This is a genomic window from Coleofasciculus sp. G2-EDA-02 (genome assembly GCF_040226375.1).
Taxonomy (GTDB): Bacteria; Cyanobacteriota; Cyanobacteriia; order Cyanobacteriales; family Coleofasciculaceae; genus Coleofasciculus.
The window spans coordinates 1-18,873 of record NZ_JAVKEW010000199.1; the positions used below are offsets into that span (position 1 = coordinate 1).

Sequence of the window (18,873 nt, forward strand, 5' to 3'; positions counted from 1 at the left end):
TTGTATTTACATTACCACAATAGTAGAACGTTATCCGAATTATTTGACTGGCGAATTTATTCGCTACCTAGACGGTTCGCTCGGTTTCATCTCCCAGCTAAAGAGCGTGGGAGCCTTCACCCATCGCTTGAACGGTAATCACGCCAATTACCAGACGAGCAAGCCAAAAACGAATCGAGCCCTGTGCGATGCGCTCTAACAGCAGCAGCTTGTTATCTTGAGTCGGTGATTGTCATTTGTCATTTTTCATTCGTTATACATTCTGTAGGGGCGGGTTTCACTACTATCCTTTTTTCTCTCACCCAGATGTGACTAAACCCGCCCAGACTTGACCCTTCGCTTACAGAAACCAGAACCTAATGTGTAAAGTTGGGTTGAGGGGCGGGTTTAGTTCAGTTAGGGATTTGATCCGATGCGTTATTAGTAAAACCCGCCCCTACACATTCAAAACTCAAAACTTGTTGTCATGTAAGATTCCATGTATCCCTTACGCCTGATAAAGATTCCGATGTAGATGATCGACTTCCTCCAAGTGATTATTCTTGGAAACTTTGTGGGGCAAGGCTTTCAAAACAATGTTTTTAGGGAAGCTATCACTAATATAGGCTTTTCCACCACAAGTACGGGAGAGCCGGATTTTCTTAGTTCAGAGTTAGAGGTTTTTCTTCTAGCCAGTTTGGATGACATATATGTACGGCTGCTATAATCATAATTTTCAGGCTGACCAAGGTTTGCTAAAGTCGTGATAAAGTGTTAACCCACCATCAATAAATAGAGTTTGTCCGGTGATATAGTCAGCTTCCTCAGATGCCAAAAATGCCACCGCTGCTGCCATTTCTTCTGAAGTTCCGGCTCTTCCCATCGGAATGTGACTTTCTACGTTGGCTTTTTCCTCAGGATCATTAATCCATGCTTCATTAATTGGGGTAATCGTTGCCCCAGGTCCGATACCATTCACCCGAATTTCTTTCGAGGCGTATTCTAAAGCCAGAGTTTTTGTTAAATTTCCCATTCCTCCCTTACTAACCGAATAACTCACATAGCAAGGTCTGGGAATAATTTCATGAACGCTAGAAATGTTGATAATGACACCTTTTTTATTGCCCTCTAAAAAATGTTTAATGGCTTCACGGGCGCAAAGATAAGCCCCTCGGAGATTAACAGAAATGACTTGATCAAAGCTATCAATTTTTGTTTCGTGTGCCGCACTCTCCATTTGAATGCCTGCATTGTTGATCAAAATGTCGAGTCCGCCTAACTCGTTAATAACGGTGTCCATCATCTGAAAAACATCGTCTTCTTTTGAGACATCGCCCTGTACCAGTAAGTCTTTAACACCACAGCCTTTGATTTCACCACAAGCTTGAGCCATCTTTTCTGCCGTGTCTGCGGCATCTTCGGGACTGCTGCGATAGTTAATAGCTACATTGACACCTTCTTGAGCCAAACGAATAGCGATCGCGCGTCCAATTCCAGAACTTGCACCTGTTACGAGAGCGTTTTTACCTTTGAGACCTTTCATCATGACTAAACCTTTATTTTAAGCAACTAAAGCCTGTATTTTCAGACAATGTTTTTTTGCTTCATAGTATTAAAAGTCAATGTCATCCAAAGATAACATTGATGCTCTATCTATAAATCCACCTTTCGATAGAGCTGTCGCCATCAAGGTTAGGACTTTCTTATTCAGCAGAAATTCGCACATATTTATACATATCTTCCGGTTTAACAAACTCTGCGGCGGCATCAAATTGTTGAGGAATCCGGAATTCTGCCAACACTGGACTGGCAAAGATGTTTGTGCGCCACTGGATTAACACTCTCCAGTAATTTGCTCGTTGAGTGCTTGAGCGCTTCCTAATGCTAGCCAAAAGCGATCGCGAAACATTTGGGCTAGTCTGGCAGCAGCTTGGGCGATGATATAGCAGTAGACACATCGATTAGGACAAACGAACTGTTGTAGAGACGCTTCAAAAGCGCGTCTCTACCAAATGATGCGTCCTAAGCGCTATGGCGATTGCTATAGCAGGATGGTAGCGCTGACTGGGAGCGTAGACGACACCGAAGGGAACTGGAAACCCGTTAAAAATAAACAGCGGTAGAATAGCAGGATACCCAAAACTGCATAAATTCCATGTATCGCTTACGATCTCTCCCCTGGCGATCGCTGTTAGAAGTCTCTGGGATTACTGTTGCGATCGCGATCGTCCTCGAAATTATCATTGGCTTAGGCTTCACCCAATCCCCTGCGATCCGTCAGATGCTCCAGTTCCTCTATACTCCTCCCTTAGGGATGATCATCTCCTTAATGGCGGCTGTGGGGTTTGGAGTTCTCGCAGTTTATGTTCTGGAACGGTTTTATCCCCAGGTTTTGATCAACAGTAGCAGCTTGTGGGCATTAATTCCCTGTTTAGCCCTAGTTTTGGGCTTAAAATCACTGTTGCCTTTACCTCCTTTCTTGGTAAGTTTAAGCTATGCCAACTTGGTTGCCGTTATCGTTGGTGTATTTTGGAAAGGGCGTCCCCACTGGCGTTAGCAAGCTGAGTTCAAGATTATAATGAAATCAAAAATAGACTTAGGCTATTTTTAATATAGACTATCTTTATAGGGTTTACATAAAACATAAAATGGTGTTCATCGACTGAGATAAAAGCAGTTGTTTTAAATAAATATAAACCAAAAAACACAGGAGAAATTCGCAAATGCAGTTACAAAGTGTAGTTGAGCCATTCGGTGAAGTTAATGTTTATAAACAAACGAATGGTGATTTAAACATCGTTGCCACTATTCTCACCGTCCCTGATATTGAAGGCGCGAGAATGGGACTCGCCCTTGATGGTTCTGCCTCCATGAAAAAAATGTATGGAGTCAGCGGTATCGTGGGGGGTGCTTTTGCGATGGCGGCTAGTGCTAGCACACCTAATGTTATCGAACCCGTAGCGCGGACAATGGTCAGTTTTCTCGCTAATTTTTCCGCCAATGGCAAGGTTGATGTGATTTACTGGGCTTGCAGTCCAGATGGATCTAAAGTCGAAGAATTAGGAGAATTTGATGATCAAACTATCCAAAACATTGCCATTGCTGGACCGAAAAAACTCCCCTGGGGACGAGGAACTAAATTATTGCCTCCCTTAAGACTTTTTGTGGACAAGTTTAAAAATGCACCTGCACTTGGCGTTAAAAATCCAGCGGCTATTTGTGTATTCGTGACTGATGGAATTATTGAAGACTTAGCCGATGTCAAGAAATACTGCTTTCAATATGCTCAAGCCATCTCCCAAAAACAAAAACCCTTTATGAAGCTGTTTCTCATTGGTATAGGCGATGAAGTTGATGAAGGGCAAATGGATGAGCTTGACGATATGTTTGAGGGTAGTGGCATTACGGATAGTTTTGGACAAAGTATTGACCTCTGGGATCATCAGTTAGCCAGTGACATGAATAAACTAGAGCAAGTTTTCAAAGAATTGGTTTCTGAAGACATGATTGTCATTGGGTCAGGTCGAATCTTAAATCAAGGGGGAAAAATTTGCCAAGAATATGCTGATGGCGTTCCTGCATTGCTGCGATTCACGATGCCAGCCGGATCAAATTCATTTACCTTAGAATTTCCCGGAGGAACTGTCACTCAAGATATTTCTGAAGCTTTATCACAACCTTAAATCATGTCTGGTGAGGAAATAAAATGACGAGATCTGGTCAACCTTCTAACCGACCCAACTCCCTTCGCCGTCAACAACTTCCCAGTAATATTGTGGCTAAAGAATTTGGGGAAGTAAATGTTAGCAATACAGGGGAGGAATTGCACGTTGTATTTACTATTTTGATGGAGCCTCAAGGACAGGAGGCTGAAGGCTGGAAAACGGGTGTAGCCTTGGATGCTAGTGCTTCCATGAAAAGTCCTTATGGGCGCAAGCTGGAAGGAAAAGTTCCACCCGATGTCATGGCGGATTATGAGAAAAAACAATGGGTGGAATCCCGCATTGAAGATGGGAACCGAGTTAAATCCTTTAAAAAGGAAGCGTATCAAGATGCAATTCAGAAAGGGTATTTTAAGACAACACCGAATACCGTTCAACCTCTCGCCCAACAATTTACAGCCTATTTAGCCGGAAACTTAGATGTAGATGGTGGGACGAGTGTGATCTATTGGGCTTGTGGTAACGGAGCAGAAATTGAAATATTAGGAGATTGTACGGAATCTGAATGTTCTACTCTTAATGTTAATGGACCGACTAAGGTTACCTTTGGTGAAACCACAATCTTGACGCCAGCGTTTAAACATTTTGTTGAACGCTTTGTTGATGCTAAACGAGGGATGTACATTTTCATTACCGATGGCAGAATTGATGATTTAGAGGAGGTCAAACAATATACCACTCAACTCGCCCAAAAGATTGCGGCTGGCAAACAAAATTATGTCAAAGCGGTTCTGATTGGTGTGGGATATGGCGTTGATGTGCGTCAACTTGAGGAATTAGATGATCTGGATACAGGCACTGATGTCGATATCTGGGATTATAAAATAGCCACGGAAATGCAAGCACTCTTACAGATATTTGCAGAAGTCGTTGATGAAAATCAGATTGTTGCCTCCACAGGTATTATTTACGATGATACAGGTAAAATTGTCAAAAAATATACAGATGGATTGCCAGCTAAAGTATCTATTTCCATGCCAGCCAATTCTCAGTGGTTTGAACTGGAAGTGTATGGTCAACGAATTCGTCAAACTGTTATTTCATCCAGCTAGAAGGGTTGATATTAAGTAACACCCTTAATCTTTATTTTCCGAAGATTTCAAACTGAGTCAAATTAAACAGGAGAAAAAAATGTCATCGCGTCGTTTACCCGTCTATCTTGTCCTAGATTGCTCTGGTTCTATGTCGGGTGATCCGATTGAAGCCGTTAACCAGGGAGTTAAGGCACTTGTTGCCGAGTTGAAAAGTGAACCCTATGCTTTAGAAACGGCTTACCTGTCAGTGATTACCTTTGAAAGTACAGCTCAACAAGTGTGTCCTCTAACCGAACTGATGACATTCCAACCGCCCCATTTCTCTGCTAGTGGTGCTACCTCTATGGGAGCCGCCCTGAGACTTTTATCCCAATGCTTTGATAAAGAAGTTCAAAAAGCGAGCGAAACTCAAAAAGGCGACTGGAAACCGTTAGTATTTCTAATGACAGATGGGATGCCTACTGATACTTGGGAAAATGCAGCAAAGGAAATAAAACAGAAAAAACCCGCAAATATTATTGCCTGTGCTGCCGGTTCAGGTGCAGACGAATATCTGCTCAAGAAGATTACAGAAATTGTCGTCAAACTTGATAATCTCCAGCCCGATACGCTGAAGCACTTTTTCAAATGGGTGTCTCAATCAGTGAAGCAGACATCCCAAAGTGTCGCTCAGGTGATGGCAGATAATCAGCCGATTAATCTACCTCCTCCACCCCAAGGTATCACCATTGTTCCTTAAGACTACTCCACAGCATCTTATACTGAATTCTATTACGGGAGGCAGAGCCTCCCCCCTTTCGTTCCCAGGCTCAGCCTGGGAACGAGAGGGGGGTACGAGAGTGGGGGACAGTAAAAGCAGGATGGTTAACAATAACTATGCAAGAGCAAGACCCAAAGTTGGCAGAATTGATTCAAGCCATTTGCTGGAAGCTTAAGCTTGAACCTGAAGATTCTCCTAAATTAGCAAAGAAATGGCAAGAGTTTACTCAGTTAAAGAATTATCCGGAGCAAGCTCAGAAAATCCGTGATTCTGTCGTGAATCTATGGCAGCAGGTGTATGATTATCAGCTAGGTCTATCCCAGAATACAGTTAAAGCGGAAATTAAGGATATCGAATCCCTCTTGAGTGATGTATTAAACTGGCTTTCAGAGGAATCGCGTTCAGTTAATCAAGAAACATTAAAAAAATGGCACATTATTGCGAATCAGCAGTTAAAAGAAACTATCTGTAGCGCGATTTTTAAGGCATTATCCCGGTCATCTACAGAACTATTTCCTGTAGAATCCAGTTGTCAACAGCCTACTCAAGTAACCCAAAACAATCAAATAGATAAAGACAAGGAATCGCCTGTGCGACCTTCAAATCCTACAACAGCAACCGATAAAGGCGAACTATCTTCCGGAGAACTGCAATCGCCATTAACAAATCCAACCAGTCCTCCGTGGGAGTATCATCCTGTACCCGATGACGAACCAGACAAACATGATGAATTTTATTGTACCTCAAGTCAATCGGCAGAAGGACTAAAGCTCATTGGCGCGAGAGTGCGAGGAAAAATGCACAAGCACCAAGGAACGAATTGTGATGATTGGTTTGAATTTAATACCAGTAGTAGCTGGACAATTATTGCTGTATCCGATGGTGCTGGGTCGAAAAAGTTCTCTCGGCTTGGGGCGAGAGTGTCCTGTAAAGCCGCTGTCGAAAACCTCAAAAAATCCCTAAAAAACCATGAAATAAAAGAGCGAGATACAACCCAAGCATTAGCGGCTGCTCTTGAGCGCAAGGCAACCAATTGGGCGTTTACTGGAGCCGATATAGAAGTCGTCCAAACCTCTTTACATGAAGCCATGCAGACGGCTTACAACGCGGTGATCAAAAAAGCAGATGAATGCCGCGAGTTGACCCGTTACTACAAAGCCCTAGAACACAAAGATGTCGAACCTAAAGACCTTTCCGCCACACTGCTGCTGGCAGTACATACCACCATTAAAGTTGCTGGAACTCACTATAGTCTGGTGCTAACCTGTCAGATTGGCGATGGTATGTTAGCCGCGATATCTCAAGAAGGAACTCTGAAATTATTAGGCAAACCAGATAGCGGAGATTACGGCGGTCAAACCGAGTTTTTAACTTCTGCTAACAAAACCGAGCAAAAAAATTTGCTGCAAAAGACTTTTGTATTTCCAGGACATCTCAAGGCGTTAATGGTGATGACGGATGGAGTCGCTGATGACTACTTCCCCAATCAGCCGAGGATGTTGGAGCTGTATGGTGATTTACTGTTCAATCAGGTGATTAAAGTCTCTAAACCTAATGAGCAAGAGATTGCTAACCAGCTAAAAATGACAGTATTAGGCAGTCTGGAGGGTGTCAACGAAGTCAAGTCAAGGTTTCAGGATAAAGTCGAGCGAATTTTGCCCAATCAATTGCCGGAACCTAAACGAGTCGTGATTCGTTCCATCGCTAACTATGCCAAAGCATTAGGGAAATCGGTGGCAGACGTTGTCGCGTCTCCGGCTTTATTAGCGGCGGGAATTCTGGGGGAACCAATATGTGATCCAGACAATTTCAAACCAGAAGAACGGTTAAAAATTTGGCTAGATTCCTACTCGATTCGCGGCTCATTTGATGATCGCACATTGGTTGTTCTCTACCGGGAAGATATCTAAGAGTGTGGGGTGTGGGTAAAATCCTGAAGGTAAGTATTTAATCGGACATGATATTATGGCGACAGCAACCCTCACCGACGGCAGCACTGTTGAATACATCCCTGAGCCCATTGGTGAAGGGGTGATGAAGCAAGTCTATTTTACGGCTGATAAATCCTCGGTTATTTGCTTCTATAAAGACCAAAATGCTGGTTCAGATCCCAATCGGATGGCTCGGTTAGAGAAGATTTTAGATGGTTATAATCCAACCATTGCTCAAAATGGCGATTATTTTAAACAACTATTTTGTTGGCCCACGGGTATTGTGGTTCAGCCTCAGTTAGGGTTCATCGCCCCAACTTATCCCAACAACTATTTCTTTGCTACAGGAAACTTGGCAGGTAAGGAAAAAGAAAGCACTTGGTTTGTTCGCCCCAAACTGCGGCAAATGTTGCCAAAAGCAGAACGCGGTGTTTGGATTAATTATTTTCAAACCTGTATTCGCCTAGCCCGGGCGGTGAGACGGTTACACCAAGCTGGATTAGCTCATTCTGATTTGTCGAACAAAAATGTGTTAATTGATCCGACATCGGGACAATGTGTTGTCATTGATATTGACTCATTGGTGGTTCCTGGTTTATTTCCGCCCGATGTTTTGGGGACAAGGGGATATATCGCCCCAGAAGTGCTATCTACTCTTCATTTACCCTTAGACGATCGCAAACGACAACATCCCTCTGCTCGTACTGACCAACACGCCCTTGCTGTCTTACTTTACCAGTATTTACTGGGTCGGCATCCCCTAGAAGGTCCGAAGACTTATCCGGCGGCTTCTGCGGAGGAACAGGAACGTCTGGAGATGGGTTCAAAGGCGTTGTTCATTGAACATCCCACGGATGCTTCTAATCGACCTCACGATTTGCAGCTATCATCCACCGCCTTGGGACCTTATTTAAGCGATTTGTTTCACAGAGCCTTTATTCAAGGCTTACACTTTCCCCATGAGCGCCCCGCTGCGATTGAATGGGAACGTGGGCTAATCAAAACCTGGGATTTGCTTTTCCCTTGTAAAAACAAGTATTGTCCCAGTCATTGGTCTATTTTACATGACCCCGCTAATTTAAACTGTCCATTTTGTGGCTCAAAACCCAAGGGAAGTTTACCGATTTTGCGGCTGCGTTCAGAACGTCGTCCCGGTCAGTGGACACTCGATGGTCAACTTGTGGTTTATCATAATCTTACTTTGTTTAAATGGCACGCTTTTGATAATGTTTTTCCGGGTGAAGAAGCTGACAAAACGCCTCAGGCTTATTGTGTATTTTTTGAAGGCAAATGGCTCCTGATTAACCAAAATTTAACCTCTCTTACGTCTCCTACTGGTAACCAAGTTGCACCGAGTCCTCAACCGGGACAAGCCGGACAGGCGATTGAATTAAAAGAGGGAATACAATTCCGGCTTTCTCTAGAACCCCACGGTAGGATGGTTGAGGTTCAGATGATTAATTAGAAGCAAGAGGAGGCGATTGAAATCGCTGCTACACAAACTTTCGTCCGCCTGCGCGGACTAGATTATAAAGAGGGTGGCTAACCCGGATTTGGTATGACCCCTTCCCTAGGAGACTGTTGGCGGGTCAATACTGCTCGGATAAGCCAGCTCCCCCTGCTCCCAGACGCGCTTTTGAAGCGTCTCTACATTGCTCCCCCTGCTCCCAGACGCGCTTTTGAAGCGTCTCTACATTGCTCCCTTTGATGGACAACCTTACCCGAGCAGTATTGGTTGGCGGGTGACTTTTAAGGGCTCGCATCCCTGACTACGAACAGGAATTAAGCGTCAAATTGCCGGATTTATCGCAAATTGCCCTAGATACTTTTGCCGCCAAATGGCGTCAGCTTTGCGATTCGTGGGCAACTCTAAGACTCGAATCCCTTGATTGGGTAATGGATTCAGTAACTGCTGCAATTGCTGCCAAGTCTGAATTAGCTGATGTTCTACGCCATAGGTCAGACATAATTGAGCAAAGTTGATGCTTTGGGGTGTGGCAAAGAATTCTTCAAGGGGTGGGTAAAATTGAGAAATAGGTAACATTTCAAAAATACCACCCCCGTTATTATTGATTAAGATAATGGTTAGATGACCGATAAATTTATTGTTGAGTAAAAAGCCATTGGTATCATGTAATAAGGCTAAGTCTCCTGTTAACATCACGGCACTTTGATTCCGGTGAGCAATCCCTAATGCTGTGGATAAGGTGCCATCAATGCCATTAGCTCCCCGATTGAACCACGGTTGAATCTCTGTATTCCCTGGCGCCCAAAAAAATTCTACATCCCGCACGGGCATACTATTGGCAATAAATAATGGTGTCCCTGTTGGTAAATATTGAGAGAGTAACCAGGCGGCTTTTCCTTCAAATAGTTGAGGCATTTCTGCCATTTTTTGGTCAACAGATGTCCTTAGTTTGGTTTCTGCGTCACACCATTTTTTCAGGTAATATGGGTTTTGTTGTGATCCAGTTTTCCCCTGTTCCTCTATCGGGGCGGGTTTAGTTAGGTTATCGGTTTTGTCAACAACGTTATCCGTTAAACCCGCCCCTACAGTCTGATTTTGTGTCTTATTCGTTGTTATCCATTGCCCAATTTCTTCGATAGGAATCCGCAGATGAGTGGTTTTCCCATGCAGGGCATCTAAGTTATGATGACTCGGATCAATGATCCAGCGTTGGGGTTGACAATGATCTAACCAAGTCCGCAGTTCTTTACTTGTGGGTAGTTCACCAATTTGAATGACGATAGTGGGTGTAAGTTGTTGAGCGAGTTGGCGATTCCGCAGAATTAAGTCGTAGGTGGAAATGAGATAAGGATTGAGGTGAGCGTAGTTTCTTAGGGGGGAAAGCCCTTCCGCTAATAGGGGAAAGTTTAGGGCTTGCGAAAGTTGGGAAATTGCATGACAATAGGCTTTGGGGTTTTGGGGTTGCGCTAGACCTGCAATAATTAAACCGCGATCGCACCCTTGCCAGTCTGAGTAGGGAATGGGGTGCACAGGTGCAGGGGGACAGGGGTGTAGAGACGCAGGAGTAATAGCGGCAAAGAAATCGTCAGCCTGGAATTGGGATTTTAAAGGAGTGACGGCAGGATCACGAATGGGTGCCAGAGGATCACGGAAAGGGCAATTTAAATGAACTATACCAGGAACCGGAAAGCGCGATCGCTCCCAGGCGTGAATCAGGGTTTGTCGCAGATATCTCAGCATTGAGATTTCCAGAGAGGGTACGGCTAATTCGGTTTGCCAGTTGGGATAATTGCCATAGAGTTTCACTTGGTCAATGGTTTGCCCAGAATGACAATCTCGCAGTTCTGGCGGACGGTCTGCGGTTAAAATCAATAAAGGAACGCGGCTTTCCCGTGCTTCGATAATAGCGGGGTAGAAATTCGCTCCGGCTGTCCCGGAAGTACAAACCAACGCCACCGGTAACCCCGATTTTCGGGCAAGTCCCAAAGCAAAAAAGGCAGCCGAGCGTTCATCGAGAATGGGAATTGCCTCAACTTGGCTGTGTTGTGCAAAAGCAACGGTAAGCGGAGTGGAACGTGAACCTGGACATAAGACGGCTGTGGTTAATCCCAACCGCGTTAACGTTTCCACCAGTATAGAAGCCCAGACGGTATTGGTATTACGAAAGTCAATTAGCATCGCATCCTATACTAGCAGAAGCGTCTACTCATTGAGGCTTTGAGGATGCGATCGCTAAATCATTATTTATCCCAGTGCAGAAATCTCATCTACCACCTGCATCCGTCCTCGGCGAAATGCACGAAGTAACCGTTCTAGGGAGTCCCTCTCTTCATCAGTCAGCGACTCTTCTAGCAATGCCGCCATTATTCCGTATCGGTCAGCGAGTGTAATTTTACCAGAACTGGTAGTTTGAGCGAATAAATCGGATAGGGCGCCGGGTAGAAGTCTCACTGGAATTTGCATATCGACTGTTGGATTGACTCAACACTTCCATCCAAGTATGAATCATCATCAGGATTTGAGGGATATGGGTCAGACCCCACACCCCAATACGGCTAGGGGCGCAAAGGATGTAGAGACGTTCCGAACGTCTAGAAGCAGGGAAGCGGAGGAACCAAAAAGCCGGGGGGACGAATGAGGAATAACAAAAAACGGAAGTGGGATTTGCGATCGCGTTGATTGCGATACCATCCAAGTGTAGTCATCATCACACCTATTACTATGGAGCCAGATTCTCTTCCTGCAGAGCTAATCCTGACGCAATCGCGTCAGAGTCTGGGTAATATCCGACTAAATTGGACTCCCCAACCCGGTAATTATCTGGACTATAACGGTCAAACCTACGCTGTCCTGGAGCGTCGCCATCGCTATCTCCTAAAATCTGGGCGCTATCGTTTGCACAAAATTGCCCTCTACGTCCAATCGGCGCCCCGCCCAACGGAGAAAAGTTTGGTCGATGGGCGCTGGGTGCTTGGCGATGGGAGTTGTCAATATAATGCGAATTCTGAACTGGTGCGTTGCGCTGTCAATCCAGATGGTCCTTGCCAGTCTTGCCGTTACTACGAACCAATTGAACAAAACCTGAGTGACCCTGACATCACCTATCGAAAAAGTCACTAAAGCTAAATTTTATCACTCCCGCCGCTAACTTCTACCAAGTGTGGCGGGGGAGCAATGTTCTAGACATGATCCAAGAAGCATCTGGAAGCGGGGGGAACTTTTTTCATCGGTTAATGAACCGACGATTGACTCAAGGAGTTTCTTTTTTCGTCATAAAACTGGCTCGCAATGAATCCGAGGGAATAAATGAGCGCCGCGTTACTAGAAGCTCCCACGGCTGCACCAATCACAGGCAGAATTTCCACAAAACTCAACCCACCTTTGAGAACTCCGGAACCTCCTACAGATAAGCCAAAAATCGCTAGAACTTCACCACGTCGCGTTGGTTCTTTGAGCGAAAAGCCATAAGCCGCCGCAATGCGATAAACCATCTGTGCTTGGAGGGCTGTCACCGCTGCTAGCTCAATCCCAAACAAGGCAAGGGCTAAAGGTGGGATAAAGTTGGTGATTAATCCCAGCCTACCTCCTTTGATCGCGGTATCCACCATAAGCCGATGAGCAAGCTGTTCGGATGTGTCAAAGGGGTAATCCTGTCGCAGCTTGTCTACGTCTTTTTGAGCTTGTTCTAAATCCACTTGACCTAGTGCAGCAACGAGTAAGTTAATCCCTGGAACTTTAGCAGCATATTTAGTTAGCGGATGTTCTGCAATGGGTGCCACGATTTTGCCGACGGTTTCCGTTCCCGGTTCGACGAATCGCACAGCCGCAGGGCGAACCGCTTTTCCTACCGCCGTAGTTGTGCTGGTAATGGTGTCAGCCGCCGATTGCGTAGCTTTGGTTGCCAACTGAGTGGCAAAGGTGGCGACTTGAGTGGTGGTTGCGATCGCGTCACTGATTTGGTCTGTAAATGAACGGTTTTTCCACTGTGCTGCCATATTTCAGTTAATTTTTATACATTGTGGTGGTTGTCATTTCTACTCTAAAAGAACAAAGACCCAATATCATCTATCATTTGACAGTAAAACCCACCCTGGTATTGTAGAGACGCGCCATGGCGCGTCTCTACAACAGTGCATTATCATTCAAACTAGAGTTAAATGTTAATACTGACTCAAGAGTCGTGAATAAACATCCCCTGTTTCGGTCAATCATCAAACTCCTAGGACTTTACCTAGTCCTCGGCTTGGGTGGTGCAGCACTACCGGCTAACGCCCAGTTTCGAGAAAACTTTGAGCAGGACTTTCAACAACAATGCCAGCGAGCCAGACAAGCTCCCGGTGCCAATTTGAGTGAAATAACTGAATACGACAGGCGTCTCGAACGAGCCTATGTTTTGCCCAGGCAAAATCGACCCAGTTTAGTCGGTTGTGATTTGAGATCGGCTGACCTCAGAGGAGCCAATTTAGGCGGTGTTGATCTCAGCGCTGCCAACTTAAGTCCTAGAACCTCGGTGAGTCGGGCAATTGTTACAGAAGTTCCCGCCAATCTCACTGGGGCAAATTTGAGCGATGCCAAGTTAGATTATACTAACTTGACTCGTGCTATTTTAGCCAATGCCAATTTTCGCGGCGCTCGGTTGTACGATACTAATTTGAGTGGTGCTCAAATTGTTGATGCTAGTTTGGACAATACCTTTGCCTCTTATGTTATCCTCTATGGGGCAAACTTGAGTGGATCAACTCTAAGTTTAGGAAATTTTTCCTCGGCGAGAATGACAAATGCTGATTTAAGCAATACCAATCTTTTTCGAGCCAATTTGACATTAGCGGACTTAACCAATGTCAATTTCAATGGGGCAAATCTCAGTGAAGCTAATTTAAGTGGCGCTAATTTGACGGGAGCAAAACTCATTGAAACGGATCTGCGGGGAGCAACAGGTGTCAATTTGCAGGGAGCACAATTGTGTCGAACAAGGCTTCCTGATGGCACAGTAGCCGCTCCAAATTGCGCCATGACGGATAACAATCCATCTGTGGAGGCACGTCCCGAATTGTTTTAGGGAACAGGGCTGTAGAGACGCGCCATGGCGCGTCTGTCTGGTTATGGCGCGTCTGTCTGGTGGAACGTCTGTTGTAGGGGCGGGTTTTACCATTAACGTTTGGTATTCACCCGGATGTCACTAAACCCGCCCCCAACGGCAAATGACTGTATCCCCATCTTTGAGAAAATGAGTCGCTGCTGTGGCTACAGCGTTGAGGTTAACTGTAGTCACGGGTGAAAGTAGCATCAGGAAAATGGTAGTAATCAGACGCCAATGGTTCATGATTTATGTCAACGCAAGGTAACAAACTCCTCAGCGGTCGAGGGATGAATGCCAACGGTAGCATCAAAATCGGCTTTTGTCGCTCCCATTTTCAGCGCGATCGCAACGCCCTGAATAATCTCAGCCGCTGATGCTCCAACCATGTGCGCTCCTAGCACTTTATCGGTGCTTTCGTCAACCACTAACTTCACCATGACCCGTTCCTCTCGACCGGTCAGAGTATGGTACAAGGGGCGGAAACGGGCGCGATAGACTTTAACCCCATCCCTATACTTTTCCCTAGCTTGGGCTTCAGTTAACCCCACCGTTGCGGCTTCTGGGGTACTAAATACCGCAGAGGGGACATTTTCATAACTCATAATCCGGGATTTGCCGCCAAACTCCGTATCGGCAAAAGCACGCCCTTCGTTAATCGCAACTGGCGTCAAATTAATCCGATCCGTGCAATCCCCAACGGCATAAATATGGGGGACAGAAGTCCGGCTATACTCATCTACCGCGATCGCATCTTGAGATACATCGACTCCAGCCTTCTCCAGTCCTAGATTCTGGAGATTCGGCTGGCGTCCCGTGGCGGCGAGAAAGATATCCCCAATTACGGTTTCCTCATGCTTACCGCAAACCGTAACCTTCAGTCCATCTCCTGTCTTTTCAATCGCTGTCGGTACGCTACCCTCTAAAATCCGGATACCGTGTTCCTGCATTCCCTCTTGGATTTGAGTCCGAATATCATCATCAAACCCCCGCAAAATCTTCTCTTTGCGGATAATCTGGGTCACTTCAGAACCCAAGCCATGCATAATACAGGCAAATTCCACACCGATGTAGCCACCACCGAGAATCACCACTCGCTTCGGTTGCTCCTTAAGTAAGAACATATCATCGGAGATAATGGCATGTTCTATACCGGGGATATTGGGTTTAACCGGCTGTCCACCCACAGCAATCAAAATTTTATCCGCACTCACTTTTTGCGACGCGGTACTATCGTTTTGAGACTCAAAAATCTCTAACGTATGAGGGTCAACAAACTTGGCATAACCCCGAAACAGTTGCACTTGGGAATTATCCAACATCCGCAAGTAAACCCCATTGAGGCGTTCTAGTTCCTTTTGCACCGCCTCGATCATTTTATGCCAGTCAAGGGTACTTTGTACAGCACTCCAGCCATACCCTTGCGCCTCTTCAAACACCTCCGGAAAATGAGAGGCATACACCATCAGTTTTTTAGGAATACAGCCGCGATTTACACAGGTTCCTCCCAAACGACTGAATTCGGCTACTCCTACCTTTGCCCCATACTGGGCTGCTCGTCGTGCTGTGGCAATTCCGCCGGAACCGCCACCAATAACAAACAGATCAAAATCGTAACTCATAACTGGCTCAACTCCCGTTATATCGGCTAAAAACTTAAACTATCAATAGTTTGGTATGTCGGCAAAATTCCAGTAAATAGTGAGGATCTTCATTTGTCATTTGTCCTTTTTCAGGATAGTCCAGATACATTTAACCCGGAAAAATCTGGCAATTGCCTTCAGTTTCTGAGTATGGCACAATCTGAAATGAGGTTATCACGCCAGATGTGGAGGTATCTCTCAAAGCCTTCAACAAAATGTTGAAAGCGCCATTGATATCACGCCCAATTGCGTGACCACAGGAGGGGCAGATAAAAAGTTTGTTTCCTCCTAATTTTGTGTGGATATGACCGCACTTTGAACAGGTTTTGCTGGTGTACTCTTCCGTCACGTCTACTACAACACAGCCATACTTAGCCGCTTGATGCTTCAACGTTTGCTTAAAACGGTAATGCGACCAGGTAACCAGCTTTCGCGCCGTCTTAGTTGATAGTCGTCGTTTTCCCCGTTTGACCATGTTTTTCACTTCAAACGTGGGCAAAAATATTATCTTGTACTTGGTGCATCTTGTTGATCCGATGTCGCCTCTGATCCACCATAAACGCTCATTTGAATACATTACTTCTTTTTCGGTGATGTTGAGGATGAACGAGACTCAGATCCGCCAATCCCATCTTTTTCCTGCGGTTGTTTGGGTTGTACGTTCTGGTAAAGTTGTTGACGTCCATTGCGAATTACCCTCAGCATATCAGCAAGCTGTTGCTCAATACTATTAAGTACAGAATCAGCATAGTCATCCGCACCGTTTTGAATATCTTCGCATTCTTCGAGTGCGAGTTGGCGCAGTTGTGCCAATTCCTGCTGGGCTTGTCGGCGCATCTGTTCAATTTCAGTGCGAGTTTGTTGTTGCAGCGTTTCACACTCTTGCTGAACCCGTTGCCGGATTTGCTTGGCTTCGAGTTCTGCCTGTTGCACAATCCCCATGTCATCCAGAATTTGTTGAGCCTGTCGTTCAGCGGCTTCTAGGATTTCTTGGGCATAGTCTTCTGTTTGCAGGAGAATATCTTCCCCTTGGTGGATAATCTTTTTCGCTGCCTCAAACGCCTCCGGTAGACTTGCCCGCACCACATCCAATTGAGTCAAAAACGCCTCTTCATCAATCAAAGTGTACTTGGTCAACGGGATGTGGGGGCTATCAAACAGCATATCCTCTAGCTTAGTGAGTTCTCGCTGGATATCTAAATCGGGGGTTCCAGAGGAAAGGCGTTTCTCTGGGGGGTTGGGTTCTGGGAGTTTATCGGGTTCAAGGCGGGATGACTCTGGGCGTAACATCGGCAAATATCTAGGGCAACCTGCGGGGGAACAAGATGGTCAACAGATCCGCCAAATTTGGCAATCTCTTTCACTACGCTACTACTTAAAAAACTGTACTCGTTAGACGTGGCGAGAAAAACGGTTTCTATTTCATCCCAGAGGGTTTGATTAGTATGCGCCATCTGGAGTTCTTTCTCAAAGTCTGATAGCACCCGTAGTCCCCGCAGTAAGACTTGAGCATTCTTGAGTTTGGCATAGTCCACCGTTAAACCGGTGAAGCTATCGATTTCCACATTCGATAGATGTTGGGTACAGCCGCGAATCTGTTGCACTCGCTCTTGTATTGTAAACAATGGCGATTTACTCGGGTTGCGGAGTACGGCAACAATGACGGTTTCAAAGAGCTTACAGCTACGCTCAATGATATCGAGGTGTCCTAGAGTGATCGGATCGAAGCTGCCTGGATAAATTGCAATCACGACAGAGACATCTGGAGAGGTACTGAGGAATTATAAGCTGTTATGCATTAATGCGATAGTTAAGGCTGACCGGAGACAGGGAGACGAGGTGACGGGGTGACTCCGGAGACGGTTTTTATCTAATTTTGGGGGAGAGGGGGAGCAATAAGACCCACCTTCAAGCAAGCGAGGGGCTACGGCTTCAACCTTCACGAAGTGGAGGTAAGCCGTAGAGGGAGAGCGGGAAATACAAAGACTCAAGGTCCTTTCGTATTTCCAATTATTTCCCACAGATTGGTATAATGATAGCCATGAAACAAGTCTTGACGATAGTTGTAAAACTTCAACCTACGCCTAAGCAAGTTACCAAGTTAGAGGCAACCCTTCAGGCGTTTGCGTTGGCGTGCAATTACGTCAACGAACACACAGATCCAAAACTGACCAATAAAATCGCTATCCAATCTCTGACCTACCAAACCATCAAAAGCGAGTTTAGCCTCGTGGCTAACATGGCAGTCAGAGCTTGCGCCCGTGTAGCGGCTAATCGCAAGGTAGCCAAGCAAAAGGGGAAACTGGTAAAACGGTTTACCCCAACCAGCATCGACTGTGACAAAGACTTGTTTCGGTTTCGCGAACATGACTGGACGGTAAGCCTTGCAACGGTTCACGGCAGAGAGCGAATTAAGTTAAAAGTTGGAAATTACCAAAGAGGGAAACTCAAAGGAAGAAATCCTACTTCTGCTCAACTGTGCAAACATCGTGACGGGCAGTTCTACCTACATATTCAAATCAAAGATGATGCAAAAGACGCGCCAGTTACCGATAAGGTGATAGGTATCGATTTAGGACGCCGCGACATTGCGGTTACATCGGAAGGAAGCAAGTGGGACGGTACGGACATTCAGCAAGTTAGAGACCAGTTTTCCCAAGTTAGGGCGTCTCTCCAAAAGAAAGCCCCGAAAGGCACGAGGACGACTCGACGTAGATGTCGAGAAATCTTGAGACGGCTGTCGGGACGGGAGAGACGTTACCAACAATGGCTTAATCACAATATCTCTAAGTCGGTGGTCAAACGAGCAATTGAGTTAAGTGCCTCAATTGCTATAGAAGACTTGACGGGAATTAGGGAGAGAACCAATGAGCAGCCAAGAAACAAAACAGAACGTAGACGCTCTAATTCATGGGCATTTTATCAACTACGTCTATTTATCGAGTACAAAGCCAGGAGTGTTGGTGTCATGGTTATCCCTATCTCCCCTGCCTATACCTCCCAGATGTGTCACAACTGCCTGCATATTCACCCGGTAAAAGGAAAGTCTTACCGTAGTGGCAAGACTTTCAAATGTGGTCATTGCGGATGGCATGGGGATGCCGACTTTAATGGAGCCATTCACAAATTGACAATGGATAATGAACAATGGATAATGACCTCTCCTTAAAAGAAGAGGATTGAAATTAAGGAAAATCTTTTTTAATTTCTTCGTAAACGAAGAGGTCTTAGACCCAATTAATCAATTGTCAATTATCAA

20 protein-coding genes are annotated in these 18,873 nt (G+C 45.4%); 10 read left to right on the forward strand and 10 right to left on the reverse strand.

The annotated features are described in order from the left end of the window. Nucleotides 1-199 (forward strand): hypothetical protein (locus RLO19_RS23480; protein ID WP_446359823.1); only part of this gene is annotated, 199 nt, incomplete at its 5' end. Between the two features lie 516 nt (nucleotides 200-715). On the opposite strand, the gene RLO19_RS23485 is transcribed toward RLO19_RS23480, so the two are convergent. Beyond that, nucleotides 716-1,522, reverse strand: a complete 807-nt coding sequence (locus tag RLO19_RS23485) for a glucose 1-dehydrogenase (RefSeq protein ID WP_446359839.1) — start codon at nucleotides 1,520-1,522, stop codon at nucleotides 716-718. A gap of 160 nt (nucleotides 1,523-1,682) precedes the next feature. Then, complete coding sequence (locus tag RLO19_RS23490) at nucleotides 1,683-1,937, reverse strand: hypothetical protein (RefSeq protein WP_446359824.1); 255 nt, start codon at nucleotides 1,935-1,937, stop codon at nucleotides 1,683-1,685. A 197-nt stretch (nucleotides 1,938-2,134) separates the two neighbouring features. Here RLO19_RS23490 and RLO19_RS23495 point away from each other — a divergent pair, with 197 nt between their 5' ends. The 6 genes from RLO19_RS23495 to RLO19_RS23520 all read left to right on the forward strand — a co-directional run bounded on the left by RLO19_RS23495 (nucleotide 2,135) and on the right by RLO19_RS23520 (nucleotide 8,891). Beyond that, nucleotides 2,135-2,536: a peptide chain release factor 1 gene (locus RLO19_RS23495; protein WP_446359825.1), complete on the forward strand. Its 402-nt coding sequence runs from the start codon at nucleotides 2,135-2,137 to the stop codon at nucleotides 2,534-2,536. Nucleotides 2,537-2,702: 166 nt separating this feature from the next. Further along, nucleotides 2,703-3,662 (forward strand): vWA domain-containing protein, encoded by a 960-nt coding sequence (locus RLO19_RS23500; RefSeq protein ID WP_446359826.1) that lies wholly within the window; start codon nucleotides 2,703-2,705, stop codon nucleotides 3,660-3,662. 23 nt (nucleotides 3,663-3,685) lie between these two features. Next, nucleotides 3,686-4,753 carry a vWA domain-containing protein gene (locus tag RLO19_RS23505; RefSeq protein ID WP_446359827.1) on the forward strand — a complete coding sequence of 356 codons (1,068 nt, stop codon included), beginning with the start codon at nucleotides 3,686-3,688 and terminating at the stop codon, nucleotides 4,751-4,753. A 79-nt stretch (nucleotides 4,754-4,832) separates the two neighbouring features. Then, nucleotides 4,833-5,474 (forward strand): vWA domain-containing protein, encoded by a 642-nt coding sequence (locus RLO19_RS23510; RefSeq protein WP_446359828.1) that lies wholly within the window; start codon nucleotides 4,833-4,835, stop codon nucleotides 5,472-5,474. Nucleotides 5,475-5,611: 137 nt separating this feature from the next. Next, entirely contained in the window at nucleotides 5,612-7,405 is a 1,794-nt protein-coding gene (locus RLO19_RS23515; protein ID WP_446359829.1) for a PP2C family serine/threonine-protein phosphatase, read from the forward strand. 55 nt (nucleotides 7,406-7,460) lie between these two features. Further along, nucleotides 7,461-8,891, forward strand: coding sequence for a protein kinase domain-containing protein (locus RLO19_RS23520; RefSeq protein WP_446359830.1), 1,431 nt, complete (start codon nucleotides 7,461-7,463; stop codon nucleotides 8,889-8,891). Nucleotides 8,892-9,215: 324 nt separating this feature from the next. Here the strand turns inward: RLO19_RS23520 and menD are convergent, their stop codons facing one another. Together menD and RLO19_RS23530 are read right to left on the reverse strand one after the other, a co-directional pair. Further along, nucleotides 9,216-11,072 carry a 2-succinyl-5-enolpyruvyl-6-hydroxy-3-cyclohexene-1-carboxylic-acid synthase gene (gene menD / locus RLO19_RS23525; RefSeq protein ID WP_446359831.1) on the reverse strand — a complete coding sequence of 619 codons (1,857 nt, stop codon included), beginning with the start codon at nucleotides 11,070-11,072 and terminating at the stop codon, nucleotides 9,216-9,218. Nucleotides 11,073-11,138: 66 nt separating this feature from the next. Next, nucleotides 11,139-11,357: a hypothetical protein gene (locus RLO19_RS23530; protein WP_446359832.1), complete on the reverse strand. Its 219-nt coding sequence runs from the start codon at nucleotides 11,355-11,357 to the stop codon at nucleotides 11,139-11,141. Nucleotides 11,358-11,615: 258 nt separating this feature from the next. On the opposite strand from RLO19_RS23530, the gene RLO19_RS23535 reads away from it, so the two are divergent. Beyond that, nucleotides 11,616-12,014, forward strand: a complete 399-nt coding sequence (locus tag RLO19_RS23535; RefSeq protein WP_446334941.1) for a DUF6464 family protein — start codon at nucleotides 11,616-11,618, stop codon at nucleotides 12,012-12,014. A 110-nt stretch (nucleotides 12,015-12,124) separates the two neighbouring features. Here RLO19_RS23535 and RLO19_RS23540 read toward each other — a convergent pair whose 3' ends face one another. Beyond that, the gene (locus tag RLO19_RS23540; RefSeq protein WP_446359833.1) at nucleotides 12,125-12,889 is read right to left on the reverse strand and encodes a hypothetical protein; all 765 of its coding nucleotides are present in this window, start codon (nucleotides 12,887-12,889) and stop codon (nucleotides 12,125-12,127) included. A 116-nt stretch (nucleotides 12,890-13,005) separates the two neighbouring features. Here RLO19_RS23540 and RLO19_RS23545 point away from each other — a divergent pair, with 116 nt between their 5' ends. Continuing rightward, nucleotides 13,006-13,953: a pentapeptide repeat-containing protein gene (locus tag RLO19_RS23545; RefSeq protein ID WP_446359834.1), complete on the forward strand. Its 948-nt coding sequence runs from the start codon at nucleotides 13,006-13,008 to the stop codon at nucleotides 13,951-13,953. A 120-nt stretch (nucleotides 13,954-14,073) separates the two neighbouring features. Here the strand turns inward: RLO19_RS23545 and RLO19_RS23550 are convergent, their stop codons facing one another. The 5 genes from RLO19_RS23550 to coaD all read right to left on the reverse strand — a co-directional run bounded on the left by RLO19_RS23550 (nucleotide 14,074) and on the right by coaD (nucleotide 17,365). After that, nucleotides 14,074-14,217, reverse strand: coding sequence for a hypothetical protein (locus RLO19_RS23550; RefSeq protein WP_446359835.1), 144 nt, complete (start codon nucleotides 14,215-14,217; stop codon nucleotides 14,074-14,076). 8 nt (nucleotides 14,218-14,225) lie between these two features. Further along, a complete protein-coding gene (gor, locus tag RLO19_RS23555; RefSeq protein ID WP_446359836.1) occupies nucleotides 14,226-15,593 on the reverse strand; it encodes a glutathione-disulfide reductase in 1,368 nt (455 codons plus the stop codon). Nucleotides 15,594-15,723: 130 nt separating this feature from the next. Then, nucleotides 15,724-16,191, reverse strand: a complete 468-nt coding sequence (locus tag RLO19_RS23560) for a zinc ribbon domain-containing protein (protein ID WP_446359837.1) — start codon at nucleotides 16,189-16,191, stop codon at nucleotides 15,724-15,726. After that, nucleotides 16,191-16,904, reverse strand: coding sequence for an ATP synthase F0 subunit B (locus tag RLO19_RS23565; protein ID WP_446334936.1), 714 nt, complete (start codon nucleotides 16,902-16,904; stop codon nucleotides 16,191-16,193). The genes RLO19_RS23560 and RLO19_RS23565 overlap by 1 nt, the downstream gene beginning before the upstream one ends. Continuing rightward, nucleotides 16,811-17,365 carry a pantetheine-phosphate adenylyltransferase gene (gene coaD, locus RLO19_RS23570; protein WP_446334935.1) on the reverse strand — a complete coding sequence of 185 codons (555 nt, stop codon included), beginning with the start codon at nucleotides 17,363-17,365 and terminating at the stop codon, nucleotides 16,811-16,813. The genes RLO19_RS23565 and coaD overlap by 94 nt, the downstream gene beginning before the upstream one ends. Nucleotides 17,366-17,655: 290 nt before the next feature. Here coaD and RLO19_RS23575 point away from each other — a divergent pair, with 290 nt between their 5' ends. Beyond that, nucleotides 17,656-18,783, forward strand: coding sequence for an RNA-guided endonuclease InsQ/TnpB family protein (locus RLO19_RS23575; protein WP_446359838.1), 1,128 nt, complete (start codon nucleotides 17,656-17,658; stop codon nucleotides 18,781-18,783). The last annotated feature ends 90 nt before the right edge of the window (nucleotides 18,784-18,873 follow it).

Coding starts and splice junctions, on each gene's coding strand:
- RLO19_RS23485 (WP_446359839.1), bottom strand. CDS start 1,522: ATGAAAGGTCTCAAAGGTAAAAACGCTCTCGTAACAGGTGCAAGTTCT.
- RLO19_RS23490 (WP_446359824.1), bottom strand. CDS start 1,937: ATGTGTCTACTGCTATATCATCGCCCAAGCTGCTGCCAGACTAGCCCA.
- RLO19_RS23495 (WP_446359825.1), top strand. CDS start 2,135: ATGTATCGCTTACGATCTCTCCCCTGGCGATCGCTGTTAGAAGTCTCT.
- RLO19_RS23500 (WP_446359826.1), top strand. CDS start 2,703: ATGCAGTTACAAAGTGTAGTTGAGCCATTCGGTGAAGTTAATGTTTAT.
- RLO19_RS23505 (WP_446359827.1), top strand. CDS start 3,686: ATGACGAGATCTGGTCAACCTTCTAACCGACCCAACTCCCTTCGCCGT.
- RLO19_RS23510 (WP_446359828.1), top strand. CDS start 4,833: ATGTCATCGCGTCGTTTACCCGTCTATCTTGTCCTAGATTGCTCTGGT.
- RLO19_RS23515 (WP_446359829.1), top strand. CDS start 5,612: ATGCAAGAGCAAGACCCAAAGTTGGCAGAATTGATTCAAGCCATTTGC.
- RLO19_RS23520 (WP_446359830.1), top strand. CDS start 7,461: ATGGCGACAGCAACCCTCACCGACGGCAGCACTGTTGAATACATCCCT.
- menD (WP_446359831.1), bottom strand. CDS start 11,072: ATGCTAATTGACTTTCGTAATACCAATACCGTCTGGGCTTCTATACTG.
- RLO19_RS23530 (WP_446359832.1), bottom strand. CDS start 11,357: ATGCAAATTCCAGTGAGACTTCTACCCGGCGCCCTATCCGATTTATTC.
- RLO19_RS23535 (WP_446334941.1), top strand. CDS start 11,616: ATGGAGCCAGATTCTCTTCCTGCAGAGCTAATCCTGACGCAATCGCGT.
- RLO19_RS23540 (WP_446359833.1), bottom strand. CDS start 12,889: ATGGCAGCACAGTGGAAAAACCGTTCATTTACAGACCAAATCAGTGAC.
- RLO19_RS23545 (WP_446359834.1), top strand. CDS start 13,006: ATGGCGCGTCTCTACAACAGTGCATTATCATTCAAACTAGAGTTAAAT.
- RLO19_RS23550 (WP_446359835.1), bottom strand. CDS start 14,217: ATGAACCATTGGCGTCTGATTACTACCATTTTCCTGATGCTACTTTCA.
- gor (WP_446359836.1), bottom strand. CDS start 15,593: ATGAGTTACGATTTTGATCTGTTTGTTATTGGTGGCGGTTCCGGCGGA.
- RLO19_RS23560 (WP_446359837.1), bottom strand. CDS start 16,191: ATGTATTCAAATGAGCGTTTATGGTGGATCAGAGGCGACATCGGATCA.
- RLO19_RS23565 (WP_446334936.1), bottom strand. CDS start 16,904: ATGTTACGCCCAGAGTCATCCCGCCTTGAACCCGATAAACTCCCAGAA.
- RLO19_RS23575 (WP_446359838.1), top strand. CDS start 17,656: ATGAAACAAGTCTTGACGATAGTTGTAAAACTTCAACCTACGCCTAAG.